Origin of the sequence: Butyrivibrio sp. NC2007 (assembly GCF_000421405.1) — a bacterium.
Lineage (GTDB): Bacteria > Bacillota > Clostridia > Lachnospirales > Lachnospiraceae > Butyrivibrio.
On record NZ_ATWY01000001.1, the window covers coordinates 347,648 to 363,114 of the forward strand.

Annotated in this window: 10 protein-coding genes and 1 tRNA gene; all 11 read right to left on the reverse strand. The window is 44.5% G+C overall.

Annotated features, from left to right (window positions below; translation table 11 throughout):
* Positions 1-7 precede the first annotated feature (7 nt).
* The 11 genes from G632_RS0101520 to G632_RS20830 all read right to left on the reverse strand — a co-directional run bounded on the left by G632_RS0101520 (position 8) and on the right by G632_RS20830 (position 15,461).
* A complete protein-coding gene (locus G632_RS0101520) occupies positions 8-664 on the reverse strand; it encodes an MBL fold metallo-hydrolase (protein WP_022767269.1) in 657 nt (218 codons plus the stop codon).
* On the reverse strand, positions 664-2,946 hold the full coding sequence (locus tag G632_RS0101525) for a RelA/SpoT family protein (protein ID WP_022767270.1): 2,283 nt from the start codon (positions 2,944-2,946) through the stop codon (positions 664-666). Before G632_RS0101525 ends, G632_RS0101520 begins: the two co-directional genes overlap by 1 nt.
* Before the next feature lie 5 nt (positions 2,947-2,951).
* Positions 2,952-3,476, reverse strand: coding sequence for an adenine phosphoribosyltransferase (locus G632_RS0101530; RefSeq protein WP_022767271.1), 525 nt, complete (start codon positions 3,474-3,476; stop codon positions 2,952-2,954).
* A 133-nt stretch (positions 3,477-3,609) separates the two neighbouring features.
* Positions 3,610-3,682 (reverse strand) — tRNA-Thr (locus G632_RS0101535).
* 58 nt (positions 3,683-3,740) lie between these two features.
* Positions 3,741-6,212 (reverse strand): 1,4-alpha-glucan branching protein GlgB, encoded by a 2,472-nt coding sequence (gene glgB, locus G632_RS0101540; protein WP_022767272.1) that lies wholly within the window; start codon positions 6,210-6,212, stop codon positions 3,741-3,743.
* 27 nt (positions 6,213-6,239) lie between these two features.
* A complete protein-coding gene (locus G632_RS0101545; protein WP_022767273.1) occupies positions 6,240-7,490 on the reverse strand; it encodes a DUF1015 domain-containing protein in 1,251 nt (416 codons plus the stop codon).
* 80 nt (positions 7,491-7,570) lie between these two features.
* Positions 7,571-8,740 carry a phosphoglycerate dehydrogenase gene (locus G632_RS0101550; protein ID WP_022767274.1) on the reverse strand — a complete coding sequence of 390 codons (1,170 nt, stop codon included), beginning with the start codon at positions 8,738-8,740 and terminating at the stop codon, positions 7,571-7,573.
* Between the two features lie 10 nt (positions 8,741-8,750).
* On the reverse strand, positions 8,751-9,833 hold the full coding sequence (gene serC, locus G632_RS0101555; protein ID WP_022763793.1) for a 3-phosphoserine/phosphohydroxythreonine transaminase: 1,083 nt from the start codon (positions 9,831-9,833) through the stop codon (positions 8,751-8,753).
* A 117-nt stretch (positions 9,834-9,950) separates the two neighbouring features.
* The gene (locus G632_RS0101560) at positions 9,951-11,363 is read right to left on the reverse strand and encodes an HD domain-containing phosphohydrolase (RefSeq protein ID WP_022767275.1); all 1,413 of its coding nucleotides are present in this window, start codon (positions 11,361-11,363) and stop codon (positions 9,951-9,953) included.
* A 12-nt stretch (positions 11,364-11,375) separates the two neighbouring features.
* Positions 11,376-11,735: a response regulator gene (locus tag G632_RS0101565; RefSeq protein WP_022767276.1), complete on the reverse strand. Its 360-nt coding sequence runs from the start codon at positions 11,733-11,735 to the stop codon at positions 11,376-11,378.
* A gap of 27 nt (positions 11,736-11,762) precedes the next feature.
* Positions 11,763-15,461 (reverse strand): response regulator, encoded by a 3,699-nt coding sequence (locus G632_RS20830; protein ID WP_022767277.1) that lies wholly within the window; start codon positions 15,459-15,461, stop codon positions 11,763-11,765.
* Positions 15,462-15,467 lie beyond the last annotated feature (6 nt).

A 15,467-nucleotide genomic window follows, 5' to 3' on the forward strand; every position in this document is an offset into this window, starting at 1 on the left:
TTGCATCTCAAACAATAAATGGATTGTAGAGCTTCTCATGCCCTATGGTTGTTACTCCGCCGTGTCCGGGATAAACTATTGTATCTTCCGGAAGTATGAAGAGTCTCTCCTTGACGCTTCGTATGAGCTCTGATGTAGAACTTGTCGGAAAATCGGTTCTTCCGACAGACTCCTCAAACAGAGTATCACCTGCGATAAGGATATTATCCTCTTCAAAATAATAACAGCATCCACCGGAGGTATGTCCCGGAGTTGCAATAAGTTTGCACTTAAGTCCTGCAGCCTCTATCTCTGCGTTATCTTCGTACAAAATATCCGGAGTTACAGAAAATCTAAGACCGTAGTCATTGGACAGATTGAGGTACATATCTTTGCACATAGCCTGCTCTTTGGTATAGCAGCCGATCTTTGCACCGGTGAGCTTTCTTAGCTCCTCTGCGCCACCGATATGATCAAAGTGTCCATGTGTTAAAAGAATCAGATCAACAACAAGGTCGTTCTCTTTCAGGGCTTCGAAAATCTTGGCACCCTTATCGGCAGGATCAAAGAAGATGCAATGCCTCTTGCCATTGTCATCCGTCCTGTTCTCATCAAAGACAAAGTAACAGTTTGTTCCCACCATTCCGAGGGTAAACATTCCAACTGAGGTTTTCTTATCTGCCATCAGCCTGTTGTCCTTTCGATATCAATTACGCTGTCGATCTGTCTGATCTTATCAACAATCTCGCGAAGCTGGTCTCTGGATGAAACCTGGAAGGATGTCTCCATGGTTGCCAGGCCCTGCTTACTGGTTCTGGTGTTCATAGAAATAATATCAATGTCCTTCTCTGTAAGGGCTCTTGATACATCCGCAAGAAGACCGCTTCTGTTGTTGGCAAATATCTTGATTGTTGCTGCATATTTGCCGCCACCCTCTGCGCTTTCTGCCTGCCACTTGGCTTCTATGAGCCTTGTTCTGTCTTCTTCCTGCATCTTGATAACATTGACGCAGTCTCTTCTGTGGATGGATACGCCTCTTCCTCTTGTGACAAATCCGCAGATATCATCACCAGGAACAGGGTTACAGCACTTGGAGAATCTGACTGCCACATCGTGAACACCCTTTACGATGATGGCGTTATCGGTTCCTGATACCTGAGGTGTTACATTTGACTCAGCAACAGCTGCAAGCACTTCTTCATCGGTAATGTTGCGCTTGTGCTCGGATTCTGAGAGCTCAAGTATCTTATTTATGATCTGGCCTTCCTTAAGCCCGCCGTGACCTACTGCAGCAAGCACAGCATCCCACTCGTGGAAGCCATATTTTCTTGTGACCATTGCCTGAAATTCAGGCTTGGCAATACTAAAGTAATCAAGGCCCTTACTCTTACAGTACTCAATAAGGAGTTCCTTACCTTTACTGATGTTCTCTTCCTTGAGCTCGTGCCTGAACCACTGATTGATCTTGTTCTTGGTGGATGTGGACTTGGCAATTGAGAGCCAGTCACGGCTTGGTCCCTTGGAATTCTGGCTGGTTACAACCTCGATTCTGTCACCATTCTGAATCTTGTAGTCAATGGGAACAAGCTTGCCGTTAACCTTGGCACCGATCATCTTGTTACCTACTGCACTGTGAATACTGTAGGCAAAATCAATAGGCGTGGATCCGGCAGGAAGGTTCTTAACTTCACCTGTTGGTGTGAAGCAGTATACATCCTCTGAGAACAGATTGAGGTCGCTCTTTAGAAGGCTCATGAACTCCTGGTTGTCAGAGAGATCCTGTTGCCATTCAAGGATCTGGCGAAGCCAGATGAGCTTCTCTTCCTCACCGTTTTCTGCCTTCTTGCCATCGGAAGCCTCTTTGTACTTCCAGTGGGCAGCGATACCGTATTCAGCAGCCCTGTGCATGTCACGGGTTCTGATCTGTATCTCAAAAGGCTGTCCTGTCGGCCCAATAAGAGTCGTATGAAGCGACTGGTACATATTGGGCTTGGGCATTGCTATGTAATCTTTAAATCTGCCGGGAATAGGCTTGTACATCTCATGGATGACACCCAGGGCAGCATAACAGTCTTTTACCGTATCAACGATAATTCTGATGGCGAAGAGATCGTATATCTGGTCCAAAGTCTTGTTCTGGTTGCGCATCTTCTTGTAGATACTGAAGAAATGCTTAACACGTCCGTTGACATCGCCCTTGATTCCGGCTTCGGAAATGCTCTGACGTACCTTCTCACAGATATCCTCTACGTATTTCTCTCGCTCACTCTTTCTTGCAGCAACCTTCTCTGCAAGGTCTCTGTAAACGTCAGGCTTAAGGTATTTCAGGGACAGATCGTCCAGTTCTACCTTGATCCTGCTGATACCAAGTCTTCCGGCGATAGGTGAATAGATGTCCAGGGTTTCCTGGGCAATCCTCTGCTGCTTCTCCGGAGGCATATGCGCAAGTGTACGCATGTTGTGTAGACGGTCAGCAAGCTTGATCAGAATGACTCTGATATCCTTAGCCATAGCCAGGAACATCTTACGCAGGTTCTGAGCCTGCATATCTGCCTGCTCGGGAGTCTTGCTTCCGGTATCTGATGTAAGCTGCAGAGCAGTCAGTTTGGTAACACCGTCAACAAGAAGGGCTACGTCACTTCCAAAGCTCTCTTCTATCTCTTCCTTGGTGCAAATTGTGTCTTCAACGACATCATGAAGAAGCCCTGCTGCTATGGTCTCTTTATCCATCTCCAAATCAGCAAGGATGATACCTACGCAAAGCGGGTGAATAATGTATGGTTCACCTGACTTGCGCAGCTGTCCCTCATGAGCTTGTCGAGCCTGGTTATAGGCCTTCTCGATAAGAGTGATATCATCGGATGGGTGATATCTGCGAACTCTACGTATCAGTTCCTCGTAGAGTTTATCGGGGGTCTGAAACTCAGGCGTCGCTTCGATTTTTCCGTCGTCGAACTTTTGCGCCATTAAGCTTACTTCCCTTCGTAGCTAAGTGCTGCATCTAATCTGTATTTAGAAAGTCTCTCGCGACCTTTAAGTCCCTTGAGCTCCATAAGTACCAAAATACCTGCTACTTCTCCGCCAAGCATCTCAACGAGCTTGATCATAGCTTCAATTGTTCCGCCTGTAGCCATAAGGTCGTCTACAAGAAGAACCTTCTGTCCGGGCTTGATTGCATCCTTGTGAAGCTCAAGTGTAGCTGAGCCGTACTCAAGGTCATAAGTTACCTCAACAGTCTCGCAAGGAAGCTTACCTTTCTTACGAACAGGAACAAGAGCCTTACCTCTGTTGTAAGCGATAGGTGCACTGAAGATGAATCCTCTTGACTCAGCTCCGAGTACAACATCAAAGTCGAGGTCACTTACAAGGTCCTGCATCTTGTCGATTGCAAGCTTGAATCCATCTGCATCCTGAAGAACAGATGTGATATCCCTGAACATGATGCCTTTCTCCGGGAAATCCGGTATTGTACGTACATAATCTTGAAGTTCTTTCATTTTATAACCCTCTCTGCACTATATTTAAATTTGCTGTGCGTTTTATCAATAATACGACATTTTATTATAACACAATTATGCGCAATTAGCATATATTCCAATAAAAAAGATGGCGAAGTTCGCCATCTTAAAGAGCTGGAAAAGGGACTTGAACCCTCGACCTACTGATTACGAATCAGTTGCGCTACCGACTGCGCTATTCCAGCATGGTTCACCAAAGGGCACATCACTCATTATAATGTGCCCTTTGGTAGTTTTCAAGAATTAATCTTTCTTATTTCTTTTGGTAGCAGTCTTCTTGGCAGGCGCTTTCCTAGCTGTAGCCTTCTTAGCCGGAGCCTTGGTGCTTACACTCTTAATGGCTTCCTCGGAGACGATGGAGAAGATTCTCTCTTCCTCGATCTTCTCATATTTCTCCTCGATAGCCTTCTCCTGCTCAAGGAGCTCTTTCTCATATTTGATCTTGAGTTCCTGAAGGAGTCTTTCTTCTTCCTCGCTCTGCTTCTGCTTAAGAGCTGCGATCCTCTCCTCCTTCTCCTTCTCCTTCTTTATCTCTTCCTCTTCCTTGATAGCACGGATCTTCTTCTCCTGCTCTGTGTAAGGAGTGTATGAGAAGATTGAAAGGGATGCGGGAGCCAGGGATAAGGAAATTGAATAAAGACGTCCGTCGATCTCTTTTCTTCTTGCTTCCTTGCGTCCGGTATTAAGGATTCCTGTTCCACCGTAGCTTACATCATCTGAGTTGAATACCTCGGTGTATCTTCCGTCGGCAGGAACTCCGATCTCAAAGCTCCTCTCAATGCCGGCCATATTGGCTACAACTACCTGCATCTCATTGTCATTCTCTGTCTTTCTGACAAAAGCAAGCATGCACTCGTCGGCTGCCAGAACGTTTATCCATTCAAAGCCGCCATCGTTGTCATCAAGTGTATGGAAGGCCGGCTTATTGAAATAGAGATCATTGAGCTTCTTGACCATATTCTCAACAAATACAGCCTGATCAACAGTCAGCGCATCCGGCTCCATGTAAACGTGCTTTCTTCCGGGATGAACCATCATAAAGCTAAGAGCAAGTCTGAGATTAGCCATTTTCTGAGCAGAATCTCCGGGCATCAGGTAATAGAGTCCCTCAAGGCCCTTCTCCATATCCTCATGAGTAAATGCAAGGATAAATCTCTCTGTGTAGCTGTAGATAAGACTGAAGGTCAGCTCATCGTGATGACCTGCCCTGAAGAGCGGGTCATTTTGCATGTATGAAAGGAAGTCTCTCGACCATCCGTTATTCCACTTATAGTCAAAGCCAAGTCCGCCGTTTTCTACCGAATCTGTAACATGTGGCCAGCAAGCTGTCTCTTTTGTTATAAGAACTGTTCCCGGATTGTCCTTATGGATCACTGTTGTGAGCTGCTTAAGGAACTCCAGTGCCTCAAGGTTCTCATTGCCGCCATAGATGTTAGGAAGCCACTCACCCGGCTTTCTGTCATAGTCAAGGTAAAGAATCCTTGAAATATCGGAAGTCCTGATACCATCTATGTGGAAGTTCTCAATCCAGTAAAGGGCATTTGAAATAAGGAAGTTAGTAACCTCCTTGCGTCCGTAGTCGAATATCATATCGCCGGACCTTGGGTGAACACCGATCCTCGGATCTGCATACTCATAAAGAGTTCTTCCGTCGAAATCACTAAGTCCGCAGGAAGCCTTGGGGAAGAATGTGGGAACCCAGTCAAGGAGTACCCTTATCCCGGCCTCGTGGCAGGCATCAACAAACTTCATAAAGTCGCAGGTATCGCCGTATGTATCGTCCAAAGAAAAGAAATTCAAAATATGATAGAAATGTCCCGGAACATGCTTCATGATCGGCATGAGCTCAATGGCGTTAAAGCCATGGTTTTTAACAAATTCAAGGACATCTGCAGTGATCTCTTCCATGGTGCTCTTGCCCTCGTGTCTTCCAGCGAAGGACTCAAGGCAGATCTCAGCGATTGAAAGAGGACTCTCAGAGACATTAAACTTCGTTCTCTCCTTCATCCACTTATCATCTGTCCACTTTATCGATTTAAGAGGTGTGATAACGGATATGATTCCGTTCTCTCCTCTTGATTTTATTGCATAAGGGTCAGGGCGCTTTAAGATAAGGCCGCTCCTTGTCTTGATCTCAAACTGGTAGCCGTCATTCTCCAAAGCTCCGGGAACAAATATCTCAAATACGCCGATGGGGTCAAGTCTATGCATCTGGCATACTCTTCCGTCCCAGTTGTTGAAGTCACCGATAACACTGACTCTGGCAGCTGTGGGAGCCCAAACAGCGAAGTTTGTACCGCTTATGCCGTTTCTGGTCATGGGATGTGCACCAAGCTTCTCATAGATGTGGTAATGAATTCCGCTTCCAAGCTTGATGAAATCCTCTCTGTCCATAAGAGGCCCGAATGCATAGGGATCAAACAACTTGGTCTCATTTCCTTCTGCATCCGTAATTATGAAGTAGTATTTGAGCTTATCAACATAGGGAACTAATATGGCATAGAATCCTGCCTCATCAGCAAGCTCCATCTCATAGCTCTTTTTGTTGTTCTCAACATATACCTTTATTGACTGAGCGTCCGGGTAAAAAGCCTGGATAAGATAGCTGTTACCTACCTTGTGAGCACCTAAAATTCTGTGTGGGTTGTCACCATCGGAGTAAATAATCTCTTCTATCTCGGGCCAATTCATCATTTTGTAAAGTTTATTATTCACGATACTGCCTCCCTTATGGATTTGTAATTAAATCATACCATTAATTTCATGTATAAATAACCCACTTAAGAGTTTTGGTTCAAACCAGGTTGACTTAGGTGGCATAAGCTTTCCTGCATCCGCAACATCAAAAAGTTCCGAGATTGATGTTGGGTACATGGAAAATGCCAGGCACATGTCATCGTTAGCTCTTCTTTCAAGCTCGGAAAGCCCTCTTATGCCTCCGACAAAGTCAATTCTCTTGTCAGTCCTTGGATCACCGATACCAAGAACAGGTGAGAGAAGCTCATTCTGAAGAACGGATACATCAAGCCCCTCTACCGCGTCATCCTTCATAATATCCTTATGAGCCTTTAATCTATACCACTTCTTATCAAGATACATTCCAAATTCGCCCTTGCAGGAAGGATGAACAGCTTCTGTCTCCTCTGTGACATCAAACTTCTCAGAAACTGCATCCATGAACTGTGAAGTGCTAAGGCCGTTCAGGTCCTTAACCACTCTGTTGTAGTCCATTATCATGAGCTGAGAATCAGGGAAAAGAACTGACAGGAAGTAGTCAGACTCCTGCTTTCCTTTAAGTTTTCCCGCATTTTCCTCTCTCATCTTAAGTCCGACCTTCACAGCTGATGCGCATCTGTGGTGTCCGTCGGCAATATATATCTCATTTATAGAGGTAAATATCCTGCAGATCATGTTGTTTTCTTCTTCGTCAGTCATAACCCATACTCTGTGAGTCACGCCGTCATCTGAAGTAAAATCGTAAACAGGCTCATCAACCTCTTTTACCTTGTCGATGATCTGGCTTATGATCTGATTTTCTCTGTAGCACAAAAAGATGGGACCGGTCTGAGCCTTACAGGTATAAACATGGTTGATCCTGTCCTGTTCCTTCTCTTCTCTGGTGTTCTCGTGCTTTTTGATCACGTTGTTCATGTAATCATCTATAGAAGCAACAGCAACGATTCCGGTCTGACTTCTTCCGTTCATTGTGAGCTCATAGATGTAGTAGCACTTCTCCTCATCCTGGACAAAATCACCTTTTTCTATCCTTGCCCATAGCTCATCTGATGCCTTCTTATATACTTCGGGCGCATACATATTGTGCCCCACTTCAAAAAAGGTCTCAGGCCTGTCAATAGAAAGGAAGGAGTCGGGATTTTTCTCAACTATTGCTCTTGCTTCTGCGCTGTTATAAACATCATAGGGAAGAGCTGCAATCTTTGACACCTTATCGGTATTTGGTCTGTATGCCTTAAAAGGCTTAATGTCTGCCATGTTCTAACCTCCAACAAAATTTAAGGAGAGATCCTGAACCTTCAAAATCTCTCCTGTTATCATACCACTTTAATATAGATTTAGACGTCTTTTCTTACTACTCTTACTCTTATTACGCCGTCAACCTTTGAAAGCTTCTTAACGATCTCATCTGTAACTGTATCCTCAAGGTCGATGAGAGTATAAGCATAATCACCCTTTGACTTGTTGGTCATATCTGAGATGTTCATGCCTGCAGTTCCAAGAACAGTTGTGAACTGGCTGATCATGTTAGCTACATTCTTATGGAAGATAGCTACACGAGGCTTGCTGCAGATTCCCATATCACAGCTTGGGAAGTTAACTGAGTTATTGATGTTACCGTTCTCAAGATAGTCTTTGAGCTCGAGAACAGCCTTAACAGCACAGTTATCTTCAGATTCCTCAGTTGATGCTCCAAGGTGAGGGATAACAATACATCCGTCATGACCTGCGATTACAGGGTTCGGGAAGTCTGTTACGTACTTTCTGATCTTGCCGGCATTGATTCCTGAAAGAACATCTGCCTCGTTGCAGAGAATATCTCTTGCAAGGTTGATGAGGATTACGCCCTTCTTCATCTTGGCAATGGCATCCTTGTTGATCATTCCCTTTGTTGAATCAAGAGCAGGAACATGGATTGTGATGATATCGCACTTTGAATAGATGTCGTCTACGTTTGTAACGTGCTTAACATCTGATGAAAGTCTCCATGCAGCGTCGATTGAAAGATATGGATCATATCCGTAAACTTCCATACCAAGCTGTCTTGCAGCGTTAGCTACGCGGACACCGATAGCACCAAGACCGATGATACCGAGCTTTTTGCCAAAGATCTCGGTTCCTGCGAATTTCTTTTTTGACTTCTCTGTGAGCTTGGCGATCTCAGGATCTCCGGCATTTGCCTTAACCCACTCTGTTCCGCCGATGATGTCACGGCTTGCGATGAGCATAGCAGCAAGAACCATCTCTTTTACACCGTTAGCGTTAGCTCCGGGTGTGTTGAATACAACGATACCCTGCTCAGCACACTTGTCGCATGGAATGTTGTTGACACCGGCACCTGCTCTTGCGATTGCAAGAAGGTTCTTGGAAAACTCCATCTCAAGCATGTTGGCACTTCTTACGAGAATACCGTCTGCATCATCTACGTTGTCTACTGCGTTGTAATTCTCATTGAAATTATTAAGACCGATCTTCGCGATTGGATTTAAGCACTTATATTTGAACATCTCTTCCTCCTTATGCGTTCTCTTTCTCAAACTTGTCCATGAACTCTACGAGCTTCTTAACACCCTCGATAGGCATTGCATTGTAGATACTTGCTCTCATACCGCCTACTGTTCTGTGGCCCTTAAGGCTTACGAATCCGGCCTTTGTTGCCTCAGCGATGAACTTGGCGTTGAGTTCGTCTGAATCTGTAACGAAAGGAACATTCATAAGTGAACGGTCTTCCTTTCTTACTGTTCCCTTGAACATCTTGCTCTGATCAAGATAATCATAAAGAACTGCAGCCTTCTCTTCGTTTCTCTTCTTCATCTCTGCAAGACCGCCCTGCTCTTTAAGCCACTTGAATACAAGACCGCACATGTAGATGCTCCAGCAGTTAGGAGTGTTGTATAAAGAGCCGTTGTCAGCCTGAGTCTTCCACTTGAGCATTGTAGGTGTGTATGAAGGAACATCATCTGTGATGAGGTCTTCTCTGATGATGCTGATAACAAGACCAGCAGGTCCTACGTTCTTCTGAACACCACCGTAGATAACACCGTACTTGGATACATCTACAGGCTCTGATAAGAAGCATGATGAAACGTCAGATACGAGGATCTTGCCCTTTGTATTTGGAAGAGTCTTGAACTTGGTTCCATAGATTGTGTTATTCTCGCAGATATATACGTAGTCAAGGTCGTCTGCGATATCAAGATCAGAACAATCAGGAATATATGAGAAGGTCTTGTCTGCGCTTGATGCAAGCTCTACAGCCTCGCCATACTTCTGAGCTTCCTGGTAAGCTTTCTTAGCCCACTGTCCTGTGATGATATAGCCGGCCTTCTTGTTCTTCATAAGGTTAAGGGGAACAGCTGCGAACTGCTGGCTTGCTCCGCCCTGTAAAAAGAGAACCTTGTAATTGTCAGGAATGTTCATAAGATCTCTTATGTCCTGCTCGGCAGTCTGAATAACGTTGTCAAAGGTCTTGGATCTGTGGCTCATCTCGTTGATAGACATTCCACATCCGTTGTAATCAAGCATTTCTGCTGCAGCCTGTTTCAAAACTTCTTCCGGAAGTACTGCCGGACCAGCTGAAAAATTATAAACTCGTGACAATTTAAATCTCCTCCTAATCAAAAAAATCTTTTTGCGTTTGCAACTATAAATTTCATTGTAAACGCAAAAAGATTTTTGTCAATATCGTCATTCCATAATATGTGTTATTTAATTATTTCAGAGATGATTTTTTAACTCTCTGTACATCTCCAAGAGCATCGGAGTCTCTTTTTCTATAATATCAATTTCGCCGTTTTTGCCTGCACTTTCAAGGTTTTTGGCAAGATCTGAAATCTCGATCGCGCCGATTGTTCTTGCAGAACTTTTCAGAGAATGAACCAAAGTTGTGTAGGTATCATAGGCTTCGTTTTTCCATGCATTTTCAATTTTTTCCGACTTGGAATCAATGGAATCTTTAAAAACAGAAAGTATCTCGAAGTAATCTTCAATTCCTCCGCAAAGATAAATTCCAAGATCTGTATTTAGCTGCTCTAGCCCCAAAAGTTTTTCAGGAAGAACATACTGATTATCCATGTGAAGTATTGCTTCTTCAGAAGAAGTTTCACGAAGGACAGCCTCTTTTTGAGTCCCTTCTCTCATCTCATACTGCGTATCTTCGTCGATCATTTCAAGCATTATATCAGCAAATATGGGGTCGAACTGAGCTCCTTTTCCCTTTTCAATTTCGCCTCTGACCCTTTCCTGTGGCATGGGTTCACGATAGCTTCTGTTACTGGTCATGGCATCATATGCATCGGCAACTGCAATGATCCTTGCTTCTTCTGGAATCTCGTTGCCTCTTAGTCCGTCAGGATATCCTCTGCCATCCACTCTCTCATGGTGCCATCTTGCTCCAAAGGCAAGCTGTGGCATTTCCTTGATCCTCTTAAGGATATTATTTCCTGTTACCGGATGCTTTTTGATCTCAGCAAACTCTTCATCCGTAAGACGGGATGTCTTATTGATGATCCAGTCCGGGACTCCGATCTTCCCAACATCGTGCAAGAGCCCCATCATATAGATCTCATCCTGCTGATTTTCATCATATCCGTATCTCTTGGCGATCTCTTTTGAATATGCAGCAACTCTGCCGGAATGGCCGTTGGTATAGGCGTCCTTTGCATCAATTGCCTCAGCAAGAGTCTGAACCACATGGAGCGTAAGTCTTATATTTTCCTGGGTCTTTTTCTCAACTTCCCTTGCCAGCTGATTTTTAAGACGTTCAAATTCGATGGTCTTAGTTACGCGCATGGAAAGGATATCCGGAACTACAGGCTTTCTTATAAAATCTACAGCTCCGAGATGAAGGCCATCTGCCTCAGTCTTAAGATCCTCATCGCCCGTCAGAAAGATTACAGGAATTTCACCCTCAGGCTTTTCCTTAAATGCCTTTAAGGTCTCAAAGCCGTCCATCTCATCCATATAGACATCCAACAGGATCAGGTCCGGTAGCGGAACCATTCCCTCTACATAGTTAAGAAGCTCTTTTCCGGATGAGAGTTTTGTAACCTTCATGTCTTTCTTTGTAAGAATGGAAGAAATATGCTCAAGGCTCTCCACATCATCATCTACAACAACTACCCAAAACATAAAAGAATCCTCCTACCCAAGAATCGCCTCAACAGCCTTCATAAGCGAAGGCCTGCCTTCTGACTTAGATACAATTCCGTCAGGCTTAACATCACCGCTACCCTCGCAGTCGCTGTCATCCATACCGGTTCTGTAGACTACGGGGATATCCTTTATATCAGGATTTGAGCGGATTGCTGCAAGTACCGCCGGTCCATCCATTTCGGGCATCGCATAATCAAGGAGCACAAGATCCGGCTTATCTGAAGCCATCATAGAAAGAGCTTCCTTGCCAGAGGCAGCCTTCATTACCTCGTAACCACCCTTTTCAAGCCACCTTCCGGTCATAGCCAGCATATCTTCATCATCATCAATAAGTAAAATACGACTCATATCTTCCCTCCATTTGTGATGTATTTTTTACAAAAGACTCTTAAGCACTGAGAACAGTTCATCCGGCTCTATGGGTTTTGCAAGGTGCGCATTCATACCTGCATCAAACGACCGGCGAATGTCCTCAGCCAGTGCATTGGCAGTAAGTGCAATGATAGGAATTCCGGCTGCATCAGGCCTTGAAAGTCCTCTGATTGCCTTAGTAGCATCAAGTCCGTTCATCTTCGGCATCCTGATATCCATAAGGATTGCATCATAGGTCCCGGGTGTGCTTCTTTCAAAGAGCTTTAGTGCCTCTTCTCCGTCATGGGCGACATCCACCTCGATGTCGTTTAACCTAAGGAGCTGTTCCATGATCCTTACATTTAGTTCATGGTCCTCCGCAAGCATGACCTTCTTTCCTGTCAGAGCCGATGCTTTGCTGGATTTCTTTTGATCCTTCTTATGTTCCGACAGTATCTTGGAGAGCTCTTCTTTGATATTCCCTGCAAACATTGGCTTTGCCAAAAAGCCGTTTACACCTGCACTAAAGGCATCCTCCATAACCTCATACCAGTTGTAGGTTGTGAGGATTATCGCAACTTCATCCTTGCTGTAAATCTCCCTCATGCGTCTTGTAAGCTCAATACCATCCATGCCCGGCATCTTCCAGTCCACCAGCATCAGGTTAAACGCAGGCTTAAGCCCCGGAATATTCTTGCTCATAGCAAGTGCCTCTTTGCCACTTTGCACATACTCAGACTCAATTCCCACTCTGTGGAGTATCATCTTCGCATGCTCGCAGGCTGTAACGTCATCATCTACGATAAGAGCACGTACGCTTGTAGGATCAAAAGAGTCTTTGACGGTTTCGCTATCACTGCTTATTCCAAGCGGAATTACAACCGTAAACGTTGACCCTTTTCCTTTTTCGGAAACAGCACTTATAGTGCCACCCATCATCTCGACAATATTCCTCGTTATGGCTAGTCCAAGCCCCGTTCTTCCGGAAACTCCTTCACCTTCTACAGCAAAAGGCTCAAACAGATGAGGCATGAATTCTTTATCAATGCCCGATCCCGTGTCGGTAACTTCCATGCAGATCAGCGCTTTTCCATCGCCGCGCTTTTCTTCTTTTACGTCAAAAGAGATTTTTCCGCCGGCCGGAGTGAAATTGATGGCGTTTTCAATAATGTTGAAAAGCACCTGCTTTATCTTTAAGTCATCTCCGATATACTGCTCATCAATAGGTCCGTTTACGCTGCAGTCAAAGGAAATTTTCTTATCGTCACACTTTGATTCCGTGATGGTATTTATCTGCTCAAGAAGATTCCCGAAGGAAAACTCTTCATTTTTGAGCTTCATATTGCCGGACTCTATAAGGCTCATCTCTAAGATATCGTTGATCAGCGAGATGGTATGCCTTACACTGACGCCAATTTGTGAGATAATATCCCTGGTCTCATCATCGAGATCCTTCTTTTGCAGCGCAATATTGTATAGTCCCACAATATCATTAAGAGGCGTCCTTATCTCATGACTGACATTGGACAAAAACATAGTCTTGGCAAGATTGGCCTTCTCAGCTTCCTTGAGAGCTCTTGCAAGAAAGAGCTGTCTTTCTTCTTCAACTACTTTAAGAGCGACTCTGCTGCTCTCATCCTTTACCTCGTAGTCCTTTAAAACCTTGCCGAGTATATCCTTCAGCGCCCTGTAATCACGAAGCAGCTCCGGGATATTTTTCTCCACCAAAGCCACATCTCCCGCTTTGGCTCCAAGCTCTATTTCCTTGGCCTTGTCGGAAAGCTTGCAGGCTCCGATGGCTGCTGATGTACTCTTAAGCGAATGAACATTGAGCGCAAGAGCATCAAGATCTTTATTCTTAAGATTATCCTCTATCTGCTCTGCCTTAGTGTCGATGGACATGGAGTAGGTCTCGATGGCAAAGATATAATCCTCAACATCTCCGCAGTATTCAACGCCTTTTTCAGGATCAAGCTCTTTATACTCAAAGATAATCTTCGGAAGCTTAGAAAGTTCATCATCCTCAGGCTCTTCTTCCTTGCCGTCGTATAAAATGACAGAATCCTGAGGCAGATATTTGATCATCATGCGTTCCATTTCATCGATGTTAACAGGCTTTGAGAGATAGTCCGTAAATCCGGCACTCATCATCTTCTCTTTATCCCCGGCAACAGCGCTGGCTGTAAGAGAGATTATAGGCGTACTTTCATATTTCTCAGGGTATTTCTCCCTAAGGGCCTCCAGGGTCTCAATACCATTCATCTGAGGCATTCGATAGTCAAGAAATACCAGGTCGTAATGCTCTTTTCCAAACTTCTCTATACATTCTGCTCCACTGGTAGCAACATCAATATGGATCTTGGTGCGCTTAAGGAGCCCTGCAATAACCTGAAGATTCATGGGCGTATCGTCAACAACCAGGATTCCCAGTCCCGGTGCAGTAAACAGTGTATGTTTGCTCTTTACCGCTCCTGTATCCTGGCCATGAGGCTCTAAGTTAAATTCTCCTATCTCCGTCCAGTCCGATACTTTCTGAGTCAGGGTAAAAGAGAATTTGGAGCCCTTCTCATACTTACTCTCCACCTGAAGTTCACTGCCCATAAGGGAGAGGAGCTGTCTGGTAATCGCAAGTCCAAGGCCGGTTCCTTCAATGGTTCTTGTCTTTTTTAGATCCAGGCGGTCAAAGGGTTCAAAGAGCCTTTCCATGTCTTCTGGTCTGATACCTATTCCGGTATCCACTACTGCCACCTCAAATTTAACCGCATCATCAAGCTTCTCAAGAAGCTTTATCTCAAAATCAACACCGCCCTTTTCCGTGTATTTGACTGCGTTTGTAAGGATATTGGTTATTATCTGTTTGATTCTTATCTCATCGCCAAAAAGATGCACGGGGAGCTTAGGATCAACCAAAAAGTTAAGCTCAAGTCCCTTTGCCTCTGCCCTGAACTGCACAAGATTATATAGATCCACCAACAGTGATGAGAGGGAATACTCTTCATTTTCAAGGCTGAGTTTTCCGTTCTCGATCTTTGAAAAGTCCAGAATGTCACTGATGATTCCAAGAAGACTTACTCCTGCCTTACGGATATTCTCTGAGTAATCCAGTATTGTAGAATTTTCTGTCTCTCTCTGGATCATCTCATTCATTCCAAGAATAGCAGTTATGGGCGTTCTGATCTCATGGCTCATGTTGGATAGGAATGCACTCTTGGAATTATTTGCTGCTTCTGCCTGTTCAAGTGCAGTTGCAAGAGACTCAGCCCTCTCTTTTTCTCTCTCAGCTATCTTGTACTCGGTAATATCCTCTATGAATACATAATAAACAGCACCATGCCCGGGCAGGGATGCGTAATGCCCATAGTCATCAACCCATCTGATGGTCCCGTCTTTTTGTATGATTCTGTAAACAACATAGTCAATACTTCTTCTGTTTGACGGCTGTGAAATCTGTTCATCTATGGAACTTTGAATTTTTTCAAAGTCATCCGGATGTACCATGCCACGAAAGCTGTTTCCGGTAAACTCCCTGAATTCATCCACAGTTTCGCACCCGTAGATCTCGCAGGTTGACTGATTGACGTACAAGAGCTCCATGCTCTCATCCGCACGATATATAAAGAAACCTCCCGGCATCTGCTCAGCGATCCATTCTACCGCAGTCATTCCTTCCTTGGACTGTATTGTTGTCATGATTTCGTCACTGATAACTCTGTTTTTCTGCATAGCGCT

What these genes read in the sequence shown, in the direction of transcription:
- G632_RS0101560 (WP_022767275.1), bottom strand. Translation starts at nt 11,363, where the DNA reads ATGTTTTGGGTAGTTGTTGTAGATGATGATGTGGAGAGCCTTGAGCAT.
- G632_RS0101520 (WP_022767269.1), bottom strand. Translation starts at nt 664, where the DNA reads ATGGCAGATAAGAAAACCTCAGTTGGAATGTTTACCCTCGGAATGGTG.
- G632_RS0101525 (WP_022767270.1), bottom strand. Translation starts at nt 2,946, where the DNA reads ATGGCGCAAAAGTTCGACGACGGAAAAATCGAAGCGACGCCTGAGTTT.
- G632_RS0101565 (WP_022767276.1), bottom strand. Translation starts at nt 11,735, where the DNA reads ATGAGTCGTATTTTACTTATTGATGATGATGAAGATATGCTGGCTATG.
- G632_RS0101530 (WP_022767271.1), bottom strand. Translation starts at nt 3,476, where the DNA reads ATGAAAGAACTTCAAGATTATGTACGTACAATACCGGATTTCCCGGAG.
- G632_RS0101545 (WP_022767273.1), bottom strand. Translation starts at nt 7,490, where the DNA reads ATGGCAGACATTAAGCCTTTTAAGGCATACAGACCAAATACCGATAAG.
- G632_RS20830 (WP_022767277.1), bottom strand. Translation starts at nt 15,461, where the DNA reads ATGCAGAAAAACAGAGTTATCAGTGACGAAATCATGACAACAATACAG.
- G632_RS0101550 (WP_022767274.1), bottom strand. Translation starts at nt 8,740, where the DNA reads ATGTTCAAATATAAGTGCTTAAATCCAATCGCGAAGATCGGTCTTAAT.